Origin of the sequence: Rhizobium freirei PRF 81 (assembly GCF_000359745.1) — a bacterium.
GTDB lineage: Bacteria > Pseudomonadota > Alphaproteobacteria > Rhizobiales > Rhizobiaceae > Rhizobium > Rhizobium freirei.
Genome location: NZ_AQHN01000013.1, coordinates 19,933 through 34,119 on the forward strand (window position 1 = coordinate 19,933; position 14,187 = coordinate 34,119).

15 protein-coding genes are annotated in these 14,187 nt (G+C 59.9%); 3 read left to right on the forward strand and 12 right to left on the reverse strand.

Annotated features, from left to right (window positions below; translation table 11 throughout):
• Nucleotides 1–25 precede the first annotated feature (25 nt).
• From RHSP_RS05685 to RHSP_RS05745, 12 genes are all read right to left on the reverse strand, one after another.
• Nucleotides 26–781 carry a sterol desaturase family protein gene (locus RHSP_RS05685; RefSeq protein WP_004110431.1) on the reverse strand — a complete coding sequence of 252 codons (756 nt, stop codon included), beginning with the start codon at nt 779–781 and terminating at the stop codon, nt 26–28.
• A gap of 436 nt (nt 782–1,217) precedes the next feature.
• Complete coding sequence (locus RHSP_RS05695) at nt 1,218–2,372, reverse strand: alpha-D-ribose 1-methylphosphonate 5-triphosphate diphosphatase (protein WP_037149898.1); 1,155 nt, start codon at nt 2,370–2,372, stop codon at nt 1,218–1,220.
• Nucleotides 2,359–3,105: a phosphonate C-P lyase system protein PhnL gene (locus tag RHSP_RS05700; protein WP_004110437.1), complete on the reverse strand. Its 747-nt coding sequence runs from the start codon at nt 3,103–3,105 to the stop codon at nt 2,359–2,361. Before RHSP_RS05700 ends, RHSP_RS05695 begins: the two co-directional genes overlap by 14 nt.
• Nucleotides 3,106–3,118: 13 nt before the next feature.
• The gene (locus RHSP_RS05705; RefSeq protein WP_004110440.1) at nt 3,119–3,946 is read right to left on the reverse strand and encodes an ATP-binding cassette domain-containing protein; all 828 of its coding nucleotides are present in this window, start codon (nt 3,944–3,946) and stop codon (nt 3,119–3,121) included.
• On the reverse strand, nt 3,946–4,857 hold the full coding sequence (locus RHSP_RS05710; RefSeq protein ID WP_004110443.1) for an alpha-D-ribose 1-methylphosphonate 5-phosphate C-P-lyase PhnJ: 912 nt from the start codon (nt 4,855–4,857) through the stop codon (nt 3,946–3,948). Before RHSP_RS05710 ends, RHSP_RS05705 begins: the two co-directional genes overlap by 1 nt.
• Nucleotides 4,854–5,948, reverse strand: coding sequence for a carbon-phosphorus lyase complex subunit PhnI (locus RHSP_RS05715; protein WP_037149901.1), 1,095 nt, complete (start codon nt 5,946–5,948; stop codon nt 4,854–4,856). Before RHSP_RS05715 ends, RHSP_RS05710 begins: the two co-directional genes overlap by 4 nt.
• Nucleotides 5,948–6,493 carry a phosphonate C-P lyase system protein PhnH gene (gene phnH, locus RHSP_RS05720; protein ID WP_037149905.1) on the reverse strand — a complete coding sequence of 182 codons (546 nt, stop codon included), beginning with the start codon at nt 6,491–6,493 and terminating at the stop codon, nt 5,948–5,950. The genes RHSP_RS05715 and phnH overlap by 1 nt, the downstream gene beginning before the upstream one ends.
• A gap of 2 nt (nt 6,494–6,495) precedes the next feature.
• On the reverse strand, nt 6,496–6,954 hold the full coding sequence (gene phnG / locus RHSP_RS05725) for a phosphonate C-P lyase system protein PhnG (protein ID WP_004110449.1): 459 nt from the start codon (nt 6,952–6,954) through the stop codon (nt 6,496–6,498).
• A 142-nt stretch (nt 6,955–7,096) separates the two neighbouring features.
• Complete coding sequence (locus RHSP_RS05730) at nt 7,097–7,816, reverse strand: PfkB family carbohydrate kinase (RefSeq protein WP_004110452.1); 720 nt, start codon at nt 7,814–7,816, stop codon at nt 7,097–7,099.
• An 88-nt stretch (nt 7,817–7,904) separates the two neighbouring features.
• Nucleotides 7,905–8,744 (reverse strand): carbohydrate ABC transporter permease, encoded by an 840-nt coding sequence (locus RHSP_RS05735; RefSeq protein ID WP_037149909.1) that lies wholly within the window; start codon nt 8,742–8,744, stop codon nt 7,905–7,907.
• Nucleotides 8,741–9,625, reverse strand: a complete 885-nt coding sequence (locus RHSP_RS33355) for a carbohydrate ABC transporter permease (protein WP_037149911.1) — start codon at nt 9,623–9,625, stop codon at nt 8,741–8,743. Before RHSP_RS33355 ends, RHSP_RS05735 begins: the two co-directional genes overlap by 4 nt.
• A 10-nt stretch (nt 9,626–9,635) precedes the next feature.
• A complete protein-coding gene (locus tag RHSP_RS05745) occupies nt 9,636–10,880 on the reverse strand; it encodes an extracellular solute-binding protein (protein WP_157385296.1) in 1,245 nt (414 codons plus the stop codon).
• A gap of 226 nt (nt 10,881–11,106) precedes the next feature.
• On the opposite strand from RHSP_RS05745, the gene phnF reads away from it, so the two are divergent.
• The 3 genes from phnF to RHSP_RS05760 all read left to right on the forward strand — a co-directional run bounded on the left by phnF (nt 11,107) and on the right by RHSP_RS05760 (nt 14,146).
• Entirely contained in the window at nt 11,107–11,865 is a 759-nt protein-coding gene (gene phnF, locus RHSP_RS05750) for a phosphonate metabolism transcriptional regulator PhnF (protein ID WP_004110464.1), read from the forward strand.
• Nucleotides 11,866–11,963: 98 nt separating this feature from the next.
• Nucleotides 11,964–12,776, forward strand: a complete 813-nt coding sequence (locus RHSP_RS05755; protein ID WP_004110466.1) for a class I SAM-dependent methyltransferase — start codon at nt 11,964–11,966, stop codon at nt 12,774–12,776.
• Between the two features lie 197 nt (nt 12,777–12,973).
• Nucleotides 12,974–14,146 carry an acyltransferase family protein gene (locus RHSP_RS05760; RefSeq protein ID WP_004110468.1) on the forward strand — a complete coding sequence of 391 codons (1,173 nt, stop codon included), beginning with the start codon at nt 12,974–12,976 and terminating at the stop codon, nt 14,144–14,146.
• Nucleotides 14,147–14,187 lie beyond the last annotated feature (41 nt).

The window sequence follows — 14,187 nt, forward strand, 5'->3', positions numbered from 1 at the left end:
ATCAAATGCGCGCCCAAGCTGGAAATCATTCGCTCGCTGGGTTGAGGCTGGCTTCCTTCCCCGTGGGTGCGGGATGCAGCTGTATCTTGCCGCGCAGGAAAGGACGAAGCAGAAACTCTCTGAAATTCTGCGGCTCGCGCTTGTTCGGCAGGCCGACGTCAGGCCATTCATCCGCTCTCGGGTAATATGCCGTGCCGAACAATATGTCCCAGATTGCGGATCCGCTGCCGAAATTCTTGTTGAAGTGTTGCCGCTCGACCGAATGATGAACGCGATGATAGCGGTTGTCGGGAAACAGATAGCGGATCCAGCCGAGGTGCAGGCGCGTCGAACTGTGCTCGAAATAGCCTTGCCAGCGGACGAGGAATACCCAGATCCACGGGACATATCCCTGCTCGAAACTGAACAAGAGCGAGACCGGAATGATCAGGAAGGGGATCCGGAATATTTCCTCGCTGAAGTGATGGTTGCTGTTGAATGCGCTCATCTCTTCGAGCGAATGATGCTCCGCATGGAAACGCCAGAAGAATTTGTTGCTGTGTTGAAGCCGATGAAACCAGTAATAGAAGAACTCGCTGGCTTGCAGCACGATCAGGGACGCCACGATCCCACCCAGGGCCTGTAGCAGCCAGAAGCTGGAAAACTCCGATAAAAACCTAAGATCAATGTGGAATAGCGGCCTTACGCCGATGCGTTCCCAGAGCCTGTAGAAAAGCGTGAGGCTGACCTTCGTGATAATAATGTTGGCGACGCAGAAGACCGCGCCGCGGGCATGCGACATATACGTGTATTTTGATTTCGGAAAAATAAATTCCGCGGCAAGCAAAATCATTGCGACAGGAAGAATTTTCCCCGCATAGTCCTCGGTAAATGCCATAGTTTGAGATAGTATATCAGTATTCAAGTGGCGATCCGGCGGAGATATAATTTACCCAGCCTTATTTACATTGGGGGCGGCTTTTCTTCAATTTAAACGTAAAAAATTGGTTAAGACAGATATTGTTCTGCTGCTTTTGGATGCTGTTTCTGCTTGCTATCCGCTCTGGGTTGTGTCGAGCAATGAAAAATTGCGCCGTGCTCAAAACATCCTGGTCTGCCGTCGGGGCAAACCTTCCATCATCCCTGCCGAGGCACCATGCTAACATGGTCCGAATGAAGCGCGCCTTGCAACGCACAAGCATTGAGGGCCTTTCTCGAGACGAGTTGCGCCGATGAGCTCAAAAGCCTCTTATCGAGCCGTCGGACCACACCATCCGGCCGCCGCGGATCGTGCTGCGCAGGCGCGGCACCCGGCCCCGCTCGGCAATCACGAGATCGGCGCGCAGGCCTTCGGCGATCTGGCCGCGGTCGCTGAGGCCGAGCGCCTTGGCGGGATTGGCGCTCGCCAATGCGACCGAGGCGGGGAGGCCGCCTTTGCCGATCTCGGCAAGTGCGATAACGGCCGGAAGGATGGCGGAGGGATGATAATCGCTGGCAAGGATATCCAGCACGCCCGCCTCATAGGCCTCGCGGGCTGAAAGATTGCCGGAGTAGGACAACCCTCGCAGCGCATTCGGCGCGCCCATAGCCGTCGCCAATCCCAGCCGCTTGGCTTCGGCCGCTGTCGCCACATTGATCGGGAATTCGCTGATCGCAGCTCCCAGGCCGTGCAGCAGGGCTGCCTTCTCGACCGTATCGTCGTCATGAGAGGCCAGCACGACGCCATTTTCCCGCGCCAGTTCCGCGAGGCCGTTGATGATGTCCACGCTGTCACCGTGCTCGGAGCGGGCAGCCATGCGCTGCTTGATCAGCTCCGCCGCCTCGGTCTCGCTGATCTTCCTCGCCTTCGCCGTATTGGCGATGTGCAGTTCGATATCGCGATATTGTCCCTGGCCCGGCGTGTGGTCCATCAGCGAGATCAGGTGAAGCGCGCCGGCGTCGATCAGCGCCTTTGCCTCCTTCACGGCCGGCATGAAGGTCACCTCGAAGCGGCCATGGATGCGGTGGTCGATCAGGAGTTCGTCTCGCATCGATGCGAGCGTTTCGATCATCGCGCGGGTATGCTCGACCGCGCGGACGTGGCCATAGGTGGCGGGCGTGAAGGCGACCGCGGCGTAGGCCGTCGTCACGCCGCAGGCGGCAAGCTTCTTGTCGAGATCGTACACGCCGAGTTCGATGGGCATGCGGACATTGACGCGGGGTTCAACGTCCTTCTCGATCATATCGCCATGCATGTCGACGAAACCGGGAAGCAAAAGCCGGCCGTGGCCATCTATCGCAGCCCCTTCGACCGATCTTTCGCTGATGTCTGCGATCAACCCATCCTCGATCCTGACGGCGCCGCGCTCGATCACGCGATCTTGCAATACAATTTCAAAATTACTCAGCCACATCGTCCTGCTCGTCCTCGATCTTGATGGCTTCCAGATGCAATTCCCGGTCGATCAAAGCTCTTACATCCTCCGGATGGTGAAAGACACCGATCATTGCAACGCCAGACGCTTTGAGCTGCGCCAATCTCTCGACCAGCGCGCGTCGCGCGGCGTGATCGAGCGAGGCTGTCGGCTCGTCGAGCAGCAAGAGGCGCTGCGGCAGGATGAGCGCACGCGCAAGATTGACCTTCTGCTGCTCGCCGCCGGAGAAGGTGGAGGGATAGGCCGACCAGAGCTGCTTCTTCACGCCGAAAGCATCGAGCCAGCGGCGCGCTTCGCTCAACGCGTTGGCATGCGCCGTGCCCGCGAGCCTCAGCGGCTCGGCGACGATCTCTTCGGCCGCAACGCGCGGACGCGCATTGAGGAATTGCGTGACGAAGCCGATTTCCCGGCGTCGCAGGACGGCGATGTCGACATCGGCGGCGGTCGCGAGATCGATGACGCCTTCCTGCGTATGGTAATAGACGTGGCCGGCGCGCGGCAGGTAGGAGCGATAGAGCGTGCGCAGCAGCGTCGATTTGCCCGCGCCGTTTTCGCCCTTCAGCAGAATGAACTCGCCCGCATTCAGTTCGAAATCGATATTCTCGAAGGCAAACAGCGTACGCCTGAGGTGATGCATCTCGAACTGCTTCGACAGGCCTTCGACGCGCAGCACTGTCGGCTTGGCCTGGCGGGCGGAAACCTGAATGTTCATCTTTCTCTCCCTCTCAAAGCTTGGCGTGAACGAGCTGCTGCGTATAGGCGTGCTGCGGATCCTGGAAAATCTGGTCGGCGAGGCCCTGTTCCACGACCATGCCACGGCGCATGACCATAACCCTGTCTGCCATCGTGCGGATGACACCAAGGTCATGCGATACCAACACCATGGTGATGGAACGTTCGCGCTGCAGCCGCTTCAGCGTATCGAGAACCAGCGCCTGGACGCTCACGTCGAGGCCCGTCGTCGGCTCGTCGAGCAGGAGGACGGCTGGTTCGAGCGCAATTGCCTTGGCGAGCTGCACGCGTTGCTGCATGCCGCCGGATAGTTCGCTCGGCCTGGCATCCATGCGCTCGATTGGAAACTCGGATGCGTTGAGCGACTGACGCGCCCGGTCTCGCAGTTCGGCGAAGTTGCGATTGCCGGCAATCAGCAGGCGTTCGGCGACGTTGCCGCTGCTGGTATGGTTCATCAGCAGGCCAAGATGCGGGTTCTGGTAGACGATGCCGATATGGTGGGCGCGCAGCATTCGCCGCTCGAAGCGGTCGAGCGTGAAGAGGTTGCGGCCCTCGTGGCCGGGAAGGGCGAGATTGTAGGTGCCGGTATCCGGCGTATCCTCAAGGTTCATCATCCTCAGAAGGGTCGACTTGCCGGAGCCGGATTCGCCGACGATGCCGAGCACTTCGCCCGGATAGACCGTCGCATCGACGCCACCAAGCGCCGTGACGTCACCATAGTTGCGGGCAATGCCGCGCATGGTCAGGATGGGAGGCGTCAGCATCAGCTTCGGCGGCTGGCGGGTCAACTCTGTTGATTGAGTGGGATCAAGCGCGATCATCAGTCCATCTTTCCATTGTTGTACCAGGTCTCACCGATTTCCACCGGCTCCGCTTCCGACTTGCGGATATGCTTGACGCCGAAGTGGCTGTCCGACAGTTCGTAACGCGAGGAACCGTCTTCCTGCGGAAGCTCGTTCATGAAGAAACCCGTGACATTGCTGCGGTAGCAGGTCTTGTCCTGATGATCCTCGACGCGGTAGGGCACATCGTCGAAGACGAGCGGTTCGACGCTGGTATAGGGCGGCACGGCAAAGATGCGTTTTTCGCGCCCGGCCGAAAGGATCGTCAGATGGTCAGCCTGATTGAGCTTCGGCACGTCCCAGCGCGGGATAGGCGACGGCGTCATGACGTGGCGGCCGTTGACCATGCTCGGATAGCTCGAGCCCTGCATGATCCGGCCCGATTTGACCAGCTGTTCGTAGAGGACGAGCCATAACTGCCCGTAATCGGCATCGCCATGCATTTCGCGGGCGACGGACAGGTCTGGCTGGACGGCGCGCAACGGCTCCGGGTCAGGAACCTGCAGTACGAGGATCTGGTCTTCGCGCAGTTTTTCTTCCGGAATACGGTGACGGGACTGGATGATGGTCGCAGCCGTCGTGTCTTCCGTCTCCACGGCACCGCCCACACGCGCCACGAATTTGCGGATGCTGCTGGCGTTGACGGAATCGTCGGATCCCTGGTCGATGACTTTGACGACGGAGGTCGGCTTGAGCAGCGTCAGCGTCACCTGCAGGCCGCCCGTTCCCCAGCCGCGGGCAATTGGCACTTCGCGGCTGGCATAGGGCACCTGGTAGCCCGGCACGGCGATCGCCTTCAGAATGCGGCGGCGCATTTCGCGCTTGGCGGATTCGTCGAGAAAGCCGTAGTTGAAAGCCACCCAAGGCTTCGTGAGCTCCTGAAGTTTCACAGTGCGACCTCCTCTTGCCGGGTGGCAAGCTTCTCATCATCGGCGGGTTTGGTGGTGGCGGTACTCTTGTCCGCCTTGACCCGGCGCAGCGCATCCAGGCTCGACTGGAACGTGACATAATGCGGAAGCTTGAAGTGGATGCAGAAGCCGGAGCTTTCGACCGGCTCGGTGTGATAGAGGACGAATTCCTCGTTGGCGGCCGGATGCGGATTGGGCTGGGTGGAGGCGAGATCGAGCGTTGCCGCGGCAATCACCTTCACCTCGTTCCAGCCGAAGGTGGCGGAGAAGCCCAGCTCCAGCTCTCTCGCCTTGGAGATGACTTCGGTCTGGCTGACGCGGACGCGGCCGGCACTGAAGATGGTGCCGCAGGGGTGGCGCATCCGGACCGGTGCTTCGGCCAGACGCAATTCGTTGACCGTCGGATGCACGGAACTGTAGCCGCGCATGGTGGCATAGCCGAGCGCCAGGGTTCCCCCGGTGTCGGAGCGCGCGAGGCTCTGCAGCTTGTGTGCTCGGGCGGCAGGAAACAGCAGCGGCTCGCGCGTCAAATCGGGAATGTCGTCGGGCGCGACGGCTTGGGCTGGATGCTCGGGGATGAGGCCTTGCGCTTTCTGCCAGCTGGTCAGAGACGGTTGGGTCGCTGGAGCCGGTTTTGCAGCCGGAATAACCGGTTCCGGCACATAGTCCTCGCCCTTCAACACGTCGACCTGCAGCAAGCGGTGCGAGTAGTCGAGCGTCGGCCCGAGGATCTGGCCGCCCGGGATGTCCTTGAAGGCAGCGGAGATACGGCGAACGGTGAAAAGATCGGTCTGGCCGACCGGCTCGGCAACGGCGATACGCGGCTGCGTCGTGCGATAGGCGCGCAGCAGAAGGATCGCTTCGTAGAGATCGCCGCCTGCCTGGGCGAGTGCCAAAGCGGCAAGATCGGGCTCGTAAAGCGAGGCCTCGCCCATGACGCGATCGATGAGATAGGGAAGGCCGGTCCGAACGGCTTCGACGCGCTCGCGGGTAATCGGGCCAAGATCGGCGCGGAAAAGCCTTTCCGCCTGTTCGATGGCATATTCGCCGCCGCGGGTTGCTACATAAGCCATCACAGCACCTCGATTTTCGTTGAACGGGGAATGCCGAGCAGACGCTTGCTATCGACCAGATAGAGATCCCAGCCGAGCGGATAGCGGATCGCCCTTGCGCGCATCTGCCAGAAGTCGGGATCGACGCCATCGATCTCGATCGTGACGTTGTCCTTGATGCCGGGACCGGAAAGACGCAGCCGCTGTCCGGTGCCCAGTCGCGCAGGAGCAAACAGGGTCGCTGCATCGTCCGGATAGGCGAGGCTGCCGACGCGCAACGAGGTGAGGGCTTTGACTTTTGCCGGGGCGTCAATTGCCGCGAAGACATAATCCGCCTCGGCAAGCGACGTTGGGCGTGCGCCTGTTGCGGCCAGCAAGACGCTCAAAGAGGCGTCGTCTTCGCAATGGAAGCTGCATTCGCGATCGACCAGGCTCTCCGCGAGGCTCCAGAAACCTTCTTCCGACATGTCGCGCGGCTGGCCGGGCCGGCTCAGTGCCCACATGAGATCTTCGAACGTGGCATTGGTGCGGGTATCGTCCACGGTCGGTACAAGGGAATGTGCCATGGTCAGAATGTCTCCATCTGCACGCGGGTCGCTTCAACTTTTCGCAGCAACCGGCGGTCTTCTTCCTGCTGGCAGTCGCGTTCCGCATTCAGAAGCTCAAGGATGATGTCGGCTCGATGATTGCTGGCGATCGCCGCATCGATGATCGCCATTGCCATGGCATGCTCGAGATCACGACCAATGACGGCGCCGTAGCCCTCTGCGGATCGTTCCGGCACCCGGATATGTGCTTCGGACACCAGCACTTCACCCAGGTGAAAGGCGGTGCCCTGGACCGTATCCGTCAACGGAAGCATCACAAGGCCAGTGCGGTTGACGACAACGTCGACGTCGCCAAGCGTGTCGAGCAGCTGTTCGGCAGTGGCCTTTATGTTTGTCGGACGGCTCGCGGCGAGAATCTCCAGCGCCTGCGCATGGGCATAGGATGCGCCGACCGGATCACCAGTCTTCTCCTCAGTCATCATCTTTTCCTTGGCACTTAGGGGTCGCTCAATACCGGTGGTAGTTCACCCAAAACATTCGGATGATAACTATAATCATCCGAATGAATTGTCCATCGCATTTTGCTTTGAGAGACGAGATTTCTCGGGCCGTACGAGGCGTTCAGTCGCCGCGCCGGCGCAGCCATTCGGCCGTGATGCGGCTTGCGTCCCATGCGGCTGCTGCCGGCGTCTGCCCCTGCAGCAAGGCAAACAGAAAAGAGCCCGCGAAGCGGTCGCCCGCGCCGATCGTGTTTGCCGTATCGATCCTCTCCGCCGGTTGGACCTCTACGGCGTCCGAACCGTCGAACAATATGATCGGGCGCGTGCCATCGGTGAGTACGAGCATCTTCAGGCGTGAGCCGGCGATCTGGCGCGCGCGCTGCCAGGCGAGGGTAAGATCGTCGGAAACGTCGTCACGAGAGGAGATGACATAGTCTGCCGGGCGCGGTGTTGCCGGCTTCAGTGGGAATTGCGAGACGACGAGCGGCTGGGCATCGATTTGATCGACCAGGCTGTCGTCAAGAGCAAGGGCATTGATATAGACGCCTGCGCTCGATAATTTCCCGGTGGCGGTCAGAGGATACGACCGCCCGGCTGGCGCGATGATCGTCCGCTCGCCGTTTGGCTCGAGGAGAATTTCCAGCGGTGCGGTTCCTCCCGGTGCCATCACTATGTATTCGGTGTCGAAGCCGGCTTCGGATAGAAATTTGAGCGCTGCCTGTCCTTGCTCGTCCGACATCATCCGCGAGACGACGGCGACGTCGGCTCCCAATTCCAGAAGCTGCTGGCCGGTATAATAGGCGCCGCCGCCAAGTCGGGTTGCTCGGGATGAAAACTGCATCCGTCCGCCCCGAACCAACGGGGCATCCAGTTGCCATATGCGATCGTGATTGACCGATCCGATTACGATGACTCGGGGCATGCTTTGCCTATCTGTCGTCAATGCCTGGTGCCAGTGCGTCCACGATGAAACGCTGCGCCAGCAGGAAGATCAAGAGAACGGGGACGATCGACAACAGGCTTGTCGCCATCAATGGCCCCCAGGCTCGCTCCGCGCCTTCGAGATCGGCAAAGACGGCAATGCCGGTTGTCAGCGTCTTCTTAAAGGCGTCATCAAGCACGAGTTGGCCCCAGAGATAGATGTTCCAGGCGCCCATGAAGGAAATGACCGATAGGGCCGCTATTGCCGGGATGACGTTCGGAACGCCGATTTCGATGAATTGTCGCCACAGGCCGCTTCCATCGATCCGGGCCGCCTCGAACATCGAACCGGGCAGCGATCGGAAGGCCTGACGCATGTAGAAGACGTAGAAACCGATATAGGGAATCGACGGGATGATCATCGCGCCGTAGGTATTGAAAGCCTGGAGCTTTACCACGGCGATATAGGTCGGGATGATCGCCAGCACGTTCGGAAAGGACATGGTGGCGATGACGAACCAGAACAGTGTCTGTTTCCCCTTGAACTCCAGCCGCCCGAAGGCGAAGCCCGCCGGGATCGCGAGAACAAGCTTTCCGGCGGTGATGAGGGTTGCTGTGAGGATGGAATTCCACAACCACATCCAGATGGGATGGCGGCTCGCGGCTATGGTGAAATTCGACAACGTCGGATTTTCGGGCCACAGGCGCACGGCCTTCGCCATGATCATGTCATTGGGCGTGAAGGCTGCGGATACCATCCAGACAAGCGGGAACACGGTGACGATGCAGATTGCCATGAGCACGACGTGCAGCAGCAGCCTGTGAAGCTTATGACCGATGCCGCTCATCTGTAATGCACCCGTTTTTCGCTGACGCGGAACTGCAGCCACGTGATGACGAGCACGAGAACGATGATGATGACGGCGACGGCGCTTGCCGGCCCGAACTGGAAGAACAAGAGGCCCTGTTGCCATAGGAAATACAGGAGGCTCGAACTTCTGCCCGCCGGTCCGCCATGGGTCAGGACATCGATGACGCCGACGATATCGTCGAGGACATGGAAAAAGGTCGTGACGCTGATGAAGAAGGCAGTCGGCGTCATCAGCGGCAGGCTGATGTCAAAGAAATGCCGCGTCGAGCCAGCTCCATCGAGCTGTGACGCCTCACGCAGCTGATGCGGCAGGTTTGCCAGCGCCGCCAGCCACAGGAGCATGTTGAGGCCAAAGGTCTTCCAGAATGTGACGAGGCTGACGCAGAACAGTGCAAGGTTCGGATCCGTGTGCCAGCGCGACGGCGGAAAGCCGAAATGGCCGAGGACTTCGTTGAAGAGACCGTTGACCGGGTTGAACAGCCAGGACCAGGCAACACCTGCAACGGAATAGGCCACGATTGTCGGCAGGAACAGGCTGCTGCGATAGAGCCCCTGCAGGGGATTCTTGCGCACCGAATGTAGCATGACGGCAAATATCAGCGGGATGACGATTTCGGCCGGGATGAGGACGACGCAGTAGAGCAGCGTGTTCCACGCAGCCATGCGGAAGTCGGGATTGCCGAAAATCGATGCGTAGTTGTCGACGCCGACAAAGCGGATGTCTGCCGACAGCAAGTTCCAGTCGACCACCGATAGCAACATGGAGGCTATCAATGGACCGTACAGGAAAATTGCAACGGCAAGCACGGCCGGCCCCACGAACAGGTAGGGGGCCAGCGATTTGAAGCGAAATGGCATGATACGGAGCCTATGCCGAAATCAGTCCTGCAAGTTCGTCGTGAGCGCCCTTGATGCCATCTGCAACCGTCGTTTCCTTGAGCAGCATGCGCGAAACCCACTTGCGCCAAACCGCCTGACCCTCGAGGCCACGCTTACCCGGCCAGATCGTTTCTGCGGTCAAACCGTCCGCCAGCTGTGCGGCTGCGGGCTTCATGAACTCGTTGATCAGCGGAATGTCGTGCTTCGACGTATTGAGATAGCCGGTCTGGGACCACAGCGCCTGCCCTTCCTTCGAAGCGCAGAATTCGAGGAAGGCGAGCGAAGCCTCCGCCTGTTCCTTGTTATGCGTGTAGACGGCGAGGAAATTACCACCGCTGTTCATCTTGCGCGGACGCCCTGGGAGACCGGGGAATTTGGTCGTGACGGCCTTCGCCTCGCCGAACGGGAAGGTAATGGCCGCCGTCGAACTGGTCGTGCAGATGGCAAGCGCGCCGGACTGGAATGCGGCGACTTGTTCCTTGTCGCTGACGGGCAGCCAAAGACCTTCATGAGCGGGCGCGCAATACTCCGTCATGCCGGCAATCGCTTCCGGGCTATTCAGGGACAGCTTGCCATCGGGATTTATGATGAAGCCGCCGGCATTCTGGATGAAGGACTGGCTCGTCCATTCGTTGTTGGAAAGCGAGATCGGCGAACGGTAGGTCAGATGCTTCCCTTTCAGGGCTGCATCGAGCTTGCGTGCACTCTCGTAGAGCCACTTTGTATCCGGTGTTTCCGGCAGGTTGGGATCGAGACCCGCGGCCTTCCACATTTCGCTGTTGATATAGGTGATCGGCGTCGACATCGCCCAGGGAAGGCCGATGACCGCGCCATCGACGGTGACGAGCGGCAGTACGGAGGGACGGAAATTGGCCAGAATTGCTTCTGCCTTTGCGGCGTTGATCTCACGCAGGTCGCGGGCGCCGAGCGTGCGCTTGGCGAAATAGCCGAACTTCCAGCCGGTGACCATCATGGCCGGAGGGCGGCCGGCCGCAACGCTGGCGACAGCCTTGGCGGTAACGGCTTCATAGTCGCCATCGAACCGGTTGGTGACCGTTACGCCGAGATTTTTTGCGTTGAAGGCATCGACGACCTTCTGGAAGGGCTTGTCGGCGCCCCATGTGCTGGAAATCTCGATGGTCGCATCGGCTGACCGAGCCTTGTCGGTCATTGCGATCGATGTGCCGATGACTGCGGTCGTGCCCGCGATGAATTGCCGACGATTAAGCGCCACCATCATATCCTCAATATTCGAATGATTAATAAAACATCCGAATATTTATCTAGTGACGGCAGGTGACACGCATATGAAGATCTGATGGCCTAACGGTAAAAGATCAGAAGCGAATTTCGTTTCAGCAATTATCCAGCGGGTGCCAATCACGGGACGGAGATTGAAAAGCAATGCTGGAGCCGATATATGACATTCGAATGACATCAATAAACTCGGATGAGTAAACATGGAAAGAAAACTGCTGCATGGGCAATGGCAACAGGTCGAGAGCGATATCGCCGAGGATATTCTGACCGGCCGCCTGTCGCCCAAGGCCCAGCTTCCGACGGAAGCGGATCTGATGGAGCGGTTCGGCGTTGGGCGCCATACCATACGCCGCGCGATTTCCCGCCTCGAAAGCCGTGGGTTGGTTTTGGTCGAGCAGGGGCGCGGAACCTTCGTGCGGGACAGCCGCCTCGACTACCGCCTGTCGGAACGCACACGATTTTCCCAGAACCTGCTGGATCAGGGCAGGGAGCCGCTGGGGCAGGCCATCCATGAGGAAGTGGTTCCTGCTTCCGAGCTGATCGCCGAAGCGTTGCGGCTTCCGCATGGCGAGCCGGTCTACCACATTGTCAGGCGCGGTTTTGCCGACGAGGAGCCGATCAACTATTCGCACGCCTATTATCCTGTACGCCGTTTTCCCGGTTTTGACGAGGCGCGGCGCAGCGGGAGAAGCGTGACGCTCATTCTGGCAGAATACGGTGTCCCCGACTACATCCGTCTGCGCACCGACATCATCGTCCGCCTGCCGACAGGCGAGGAGGCCAAGCAGCTATCTCAATCGACGTCACAGCCGGTCGTGGCGCTGAGAAAGGTCGACGTCGATCTCAAGGGCACGCCGATCTCCTATTCGGAATCGGTTTGGCCAGGCGAGCGGGTGCAGTTTTCGATCGACAATACCAGCCAGCTATTGGATGTGCTTGCGCGCGGCGAAACGGGCTGAACGGATCGGCTCCACGCGATTGCATCTCTGAGACGCCGAATGACGCGCCCGTCGTGACATGCTAATGTACAGCCCGTCATATGCGCAGGGGGATGGCGATGCTGGAGGCTGACAGGGTATTCGCAGGCTCGATTCCGGAAAATTACGACCGCTATATGGTGCCATTGATTTTCGAGCCTTACGCCGCAGATATTGCGAGACGAGCAGCGTCTTTGGCGCCGAGCGCCGTCCTGGAGGTTGCCGCCGGCACGGGGGTTGTCACCCGCGCCTTGGCGCCAATGCTGTCTCCCGGCGCAAGCTATGTCGTCACCGACCTTAACCCGCCGATGCTCGACTATGCGGCTTCGCGGCAGCCTCCTGACAGCCGCATCACATGGAGACAAGCGGATGCGCTGACGCTGCCGTTCGAAGACGCGGCCTTCGATCTCGTCCTTTGCCAATTCGGCGCGATGTTCTTCCCCGATCGTATGGCTGCCTATCGCGAAGCAAAGCGCGTCCTGAAAGCCGGAGGGCATTTTCTGTTCAACGTGTGGGATCGCCTCGAGGAGAACGCATTTGCAGATGACGTGACGAACGCACTCGCCCGGATTTTTCCGGACGATCCGCCGCGCTTTCTGGCGCGCACGCCGTATGGCTATCATGATGCCGGCCAGATCCGCAGCGATCTGGATGGTGCCGGTTTCTCTGATGTGGCGATCGAAACGAGAACCGAAGAGAGCCGTGCGTCCTCACCGCGCTTTCCAGCGGTCGCCTATTGTCATGGGACTCTTCTTCGCAATGAAATAGAGGCCAGGGAAGCCGGGCGACTGACGGCTGCAACTGACTACGTCGCAGCCGCGATCGCAGACAGACATGGCAGCGGCGAGGTTGCCGCCAAAATTCAGGCCCACGTCATCCTTGCCGGCGCCTAAGGGCCGAAATATCCCGCTCCGGCACTTGGCGGGATTCGGTGGCCTCCAGCCACTCGCCCACACTGGCTTTGAGGGCGATTAATGCAAGAATAACTATATTTTCAAGCAAAGCCGCCAATTTCTATGCGCGGCGACGAGTTGTTATATCGCAAGGGGTACGAAATAGAGATCCAAGGGAATAGATACTGGGATTTCTGGTGGAACCTTATCGAACAATAGCCAGTGGTCGGGATGCCGGCAGCAACATTAAGGCTGGCGCGCCATCCGGCAAGATTCCCAATCTCCAGCTTCTGCGCGCGCTCGCGGCTTTTGCCGTCGTGGTTGCCCATGCCATGCACGAGACCGCAAGTCTGGCTGACGTGGCCGGGCGCGTGCCTCTCGATGGCTCCACATGGAATCTCGGTTTCGGGGTCGACATATTCTTCGTCCTGTCGGGTTTTATCATGACCCATACCGCCGCCGTCGAATTCGGCAAAGGCGGTGCACCGTTGCGTTTCTTCCTGCGCCGCTGCGCGCGGGTCATCCCGCTTTACTGGCTGTTGACCAGCATTCTGCTGCTCGGTGCTGCCATCGCGCCCTCGCTGCTCAATGTTCCAATCGGCGGCATCCAGCATGTATTGGCATCCTACCTCTTCATTCCCTCCGGACGTGGTGTGGACGAGATCAGGCCCGTACTCGCGCTGGGCTGGACCCTGAATTACGAAATGCTGTTCTACGTGTTCTTTGCGCTGGCGCTTATCCTGCCGATCCGGCTCGGAATCCTCTGGCTGTCGGCGCTGATGATGGGGCTCGCGCTTATCGGCAACCTGGTTGATCCGCAGCAGGTGCAGCTGGCTTTCTGGACGAGCCCCATCATCCTCGAGTTCTTGTTCGGCGTCTATGTCGCTCTGATCTTCCGCAGTGGCCGACGCGTCGGGGGCTGGGCGGCGCTTGGACTGATGGCCGTCGGGCTCCTCGGCTTCGTGCGCTTCTCCACGACTTGGGACGATGCGGCCCTGCCGCAATTCCTGCGGAGTGGTGTGCCGGCTGCGCTGTTCGTCCTCGGTGCGGCAATCGGGCCGGCGCTGCCCGCCAACAGGCTGGTCTTGTGCGGCGTCGCGCTCGGGGACGCCTCCTATAGTCTATATCTCTCTCACCCTTTTATCCTGCGGCCGCTGCGTGCCGTCTGGGCGAAGTTCGTCGGCGATCATCTTCCTCTCGGTCTTTTCGTTGCGTGCGGAGCGATCGCCGCCGCCATATTTGCTCTTGCACTCTTCAAATTTATCGAAAAGCCCCTGACCGCCTATGTGCAAGGCTTCGCGCGCCGTGTCGACCGGCAGAAATCTGTGAGAGCGGCGAGTACCTCGGGTATCGACGCAGGAAATGCCTAGCACGCGTGCTTAAGTCGCTGGCAGAAGAGTATTACCGGCTC

Coding starts and splice junctions, on each gene's coding strand:
- phnH (WP_037149905.1), bottom strand. CDS start 6,493: ATGGCACATTCCCTTGTACCGACCGTGGACGATACCCGCACCAATGCC.
- RHSP_RS05735 (WP_037149909.1), bottom strand. CDS start 8,744: ATGAGCGGCATCGGTCATAAGCTTCACAGGCTGCTGCTGCACGTCGTG.
- RHSP_RS05715 (WP_037149901.1), bottom strand. CDS start 5,948: ATGGCTTATGTAGCAACCCGCGGCGGCGAATATGCCATCGAACAGGCG.
- RHSP_RS33355 (WP_037149911.1), bottom strand. CDS start 9,625: ATGCCATTTCGCTTCAAATCGCTGGCCCCCTACCTGTTCGTGGGGCCG.
- phnF (WP_004110464.1), top strand. CDS start 11,107: ATGGAAAGAAAACTGCTGCATGGGCAATGGCAACAGGTCGAGAGCGAT.
- RHSP_RS05700 (WP_004110437.1), bottom strand. CDS start 3,105: ATGAACATTCAGGTTTCCGCCCGCCAGGCCAAGCCGACAGTGCTGCGC.
- RHSP_RS05755 (WP_004110466.1), top strand. CDS start 11,964: ATGCTGGAGGCTGACAGGGTATTCGCAGGCTCGATTCCGGAAAATTAC.
- phnG (WP_004110449.1), bottom strand. CDS start 6,954: ATGACTGAGGAGAAGACTGGTGATCCGGTCGGCGCATCCTATGCCCAT.
- RHSP_RS05685 (WP_004110431.1), bottom strand. CDS start 781: ATGTCGCATGCCCGCGGCGCGGTCTTCTGCGTCGCCAACATTATTATC.
- RHSP_RS05695 (WP_037149898.1), bottom strand. CDS start 2,372: ATGTGGCTGAGTAATTTTGAAATTGTATTGCAAGATCGCGTGATCGAG.
- RHSP_RS05730 (WP_004110452.1), bottom strand. CDS start 7,816: ATGCAGTTTTCATCCCGAGCAACCCGACTTGGCGGCGGCGCCTATTAT.
- RHSP_RS05705 (WP_004110440.1), bottom strand. CDS start 3,946: ATGATCGCGCTTGATCCCACTCAATCAACAGAGTTGACCCGCCAGCCG.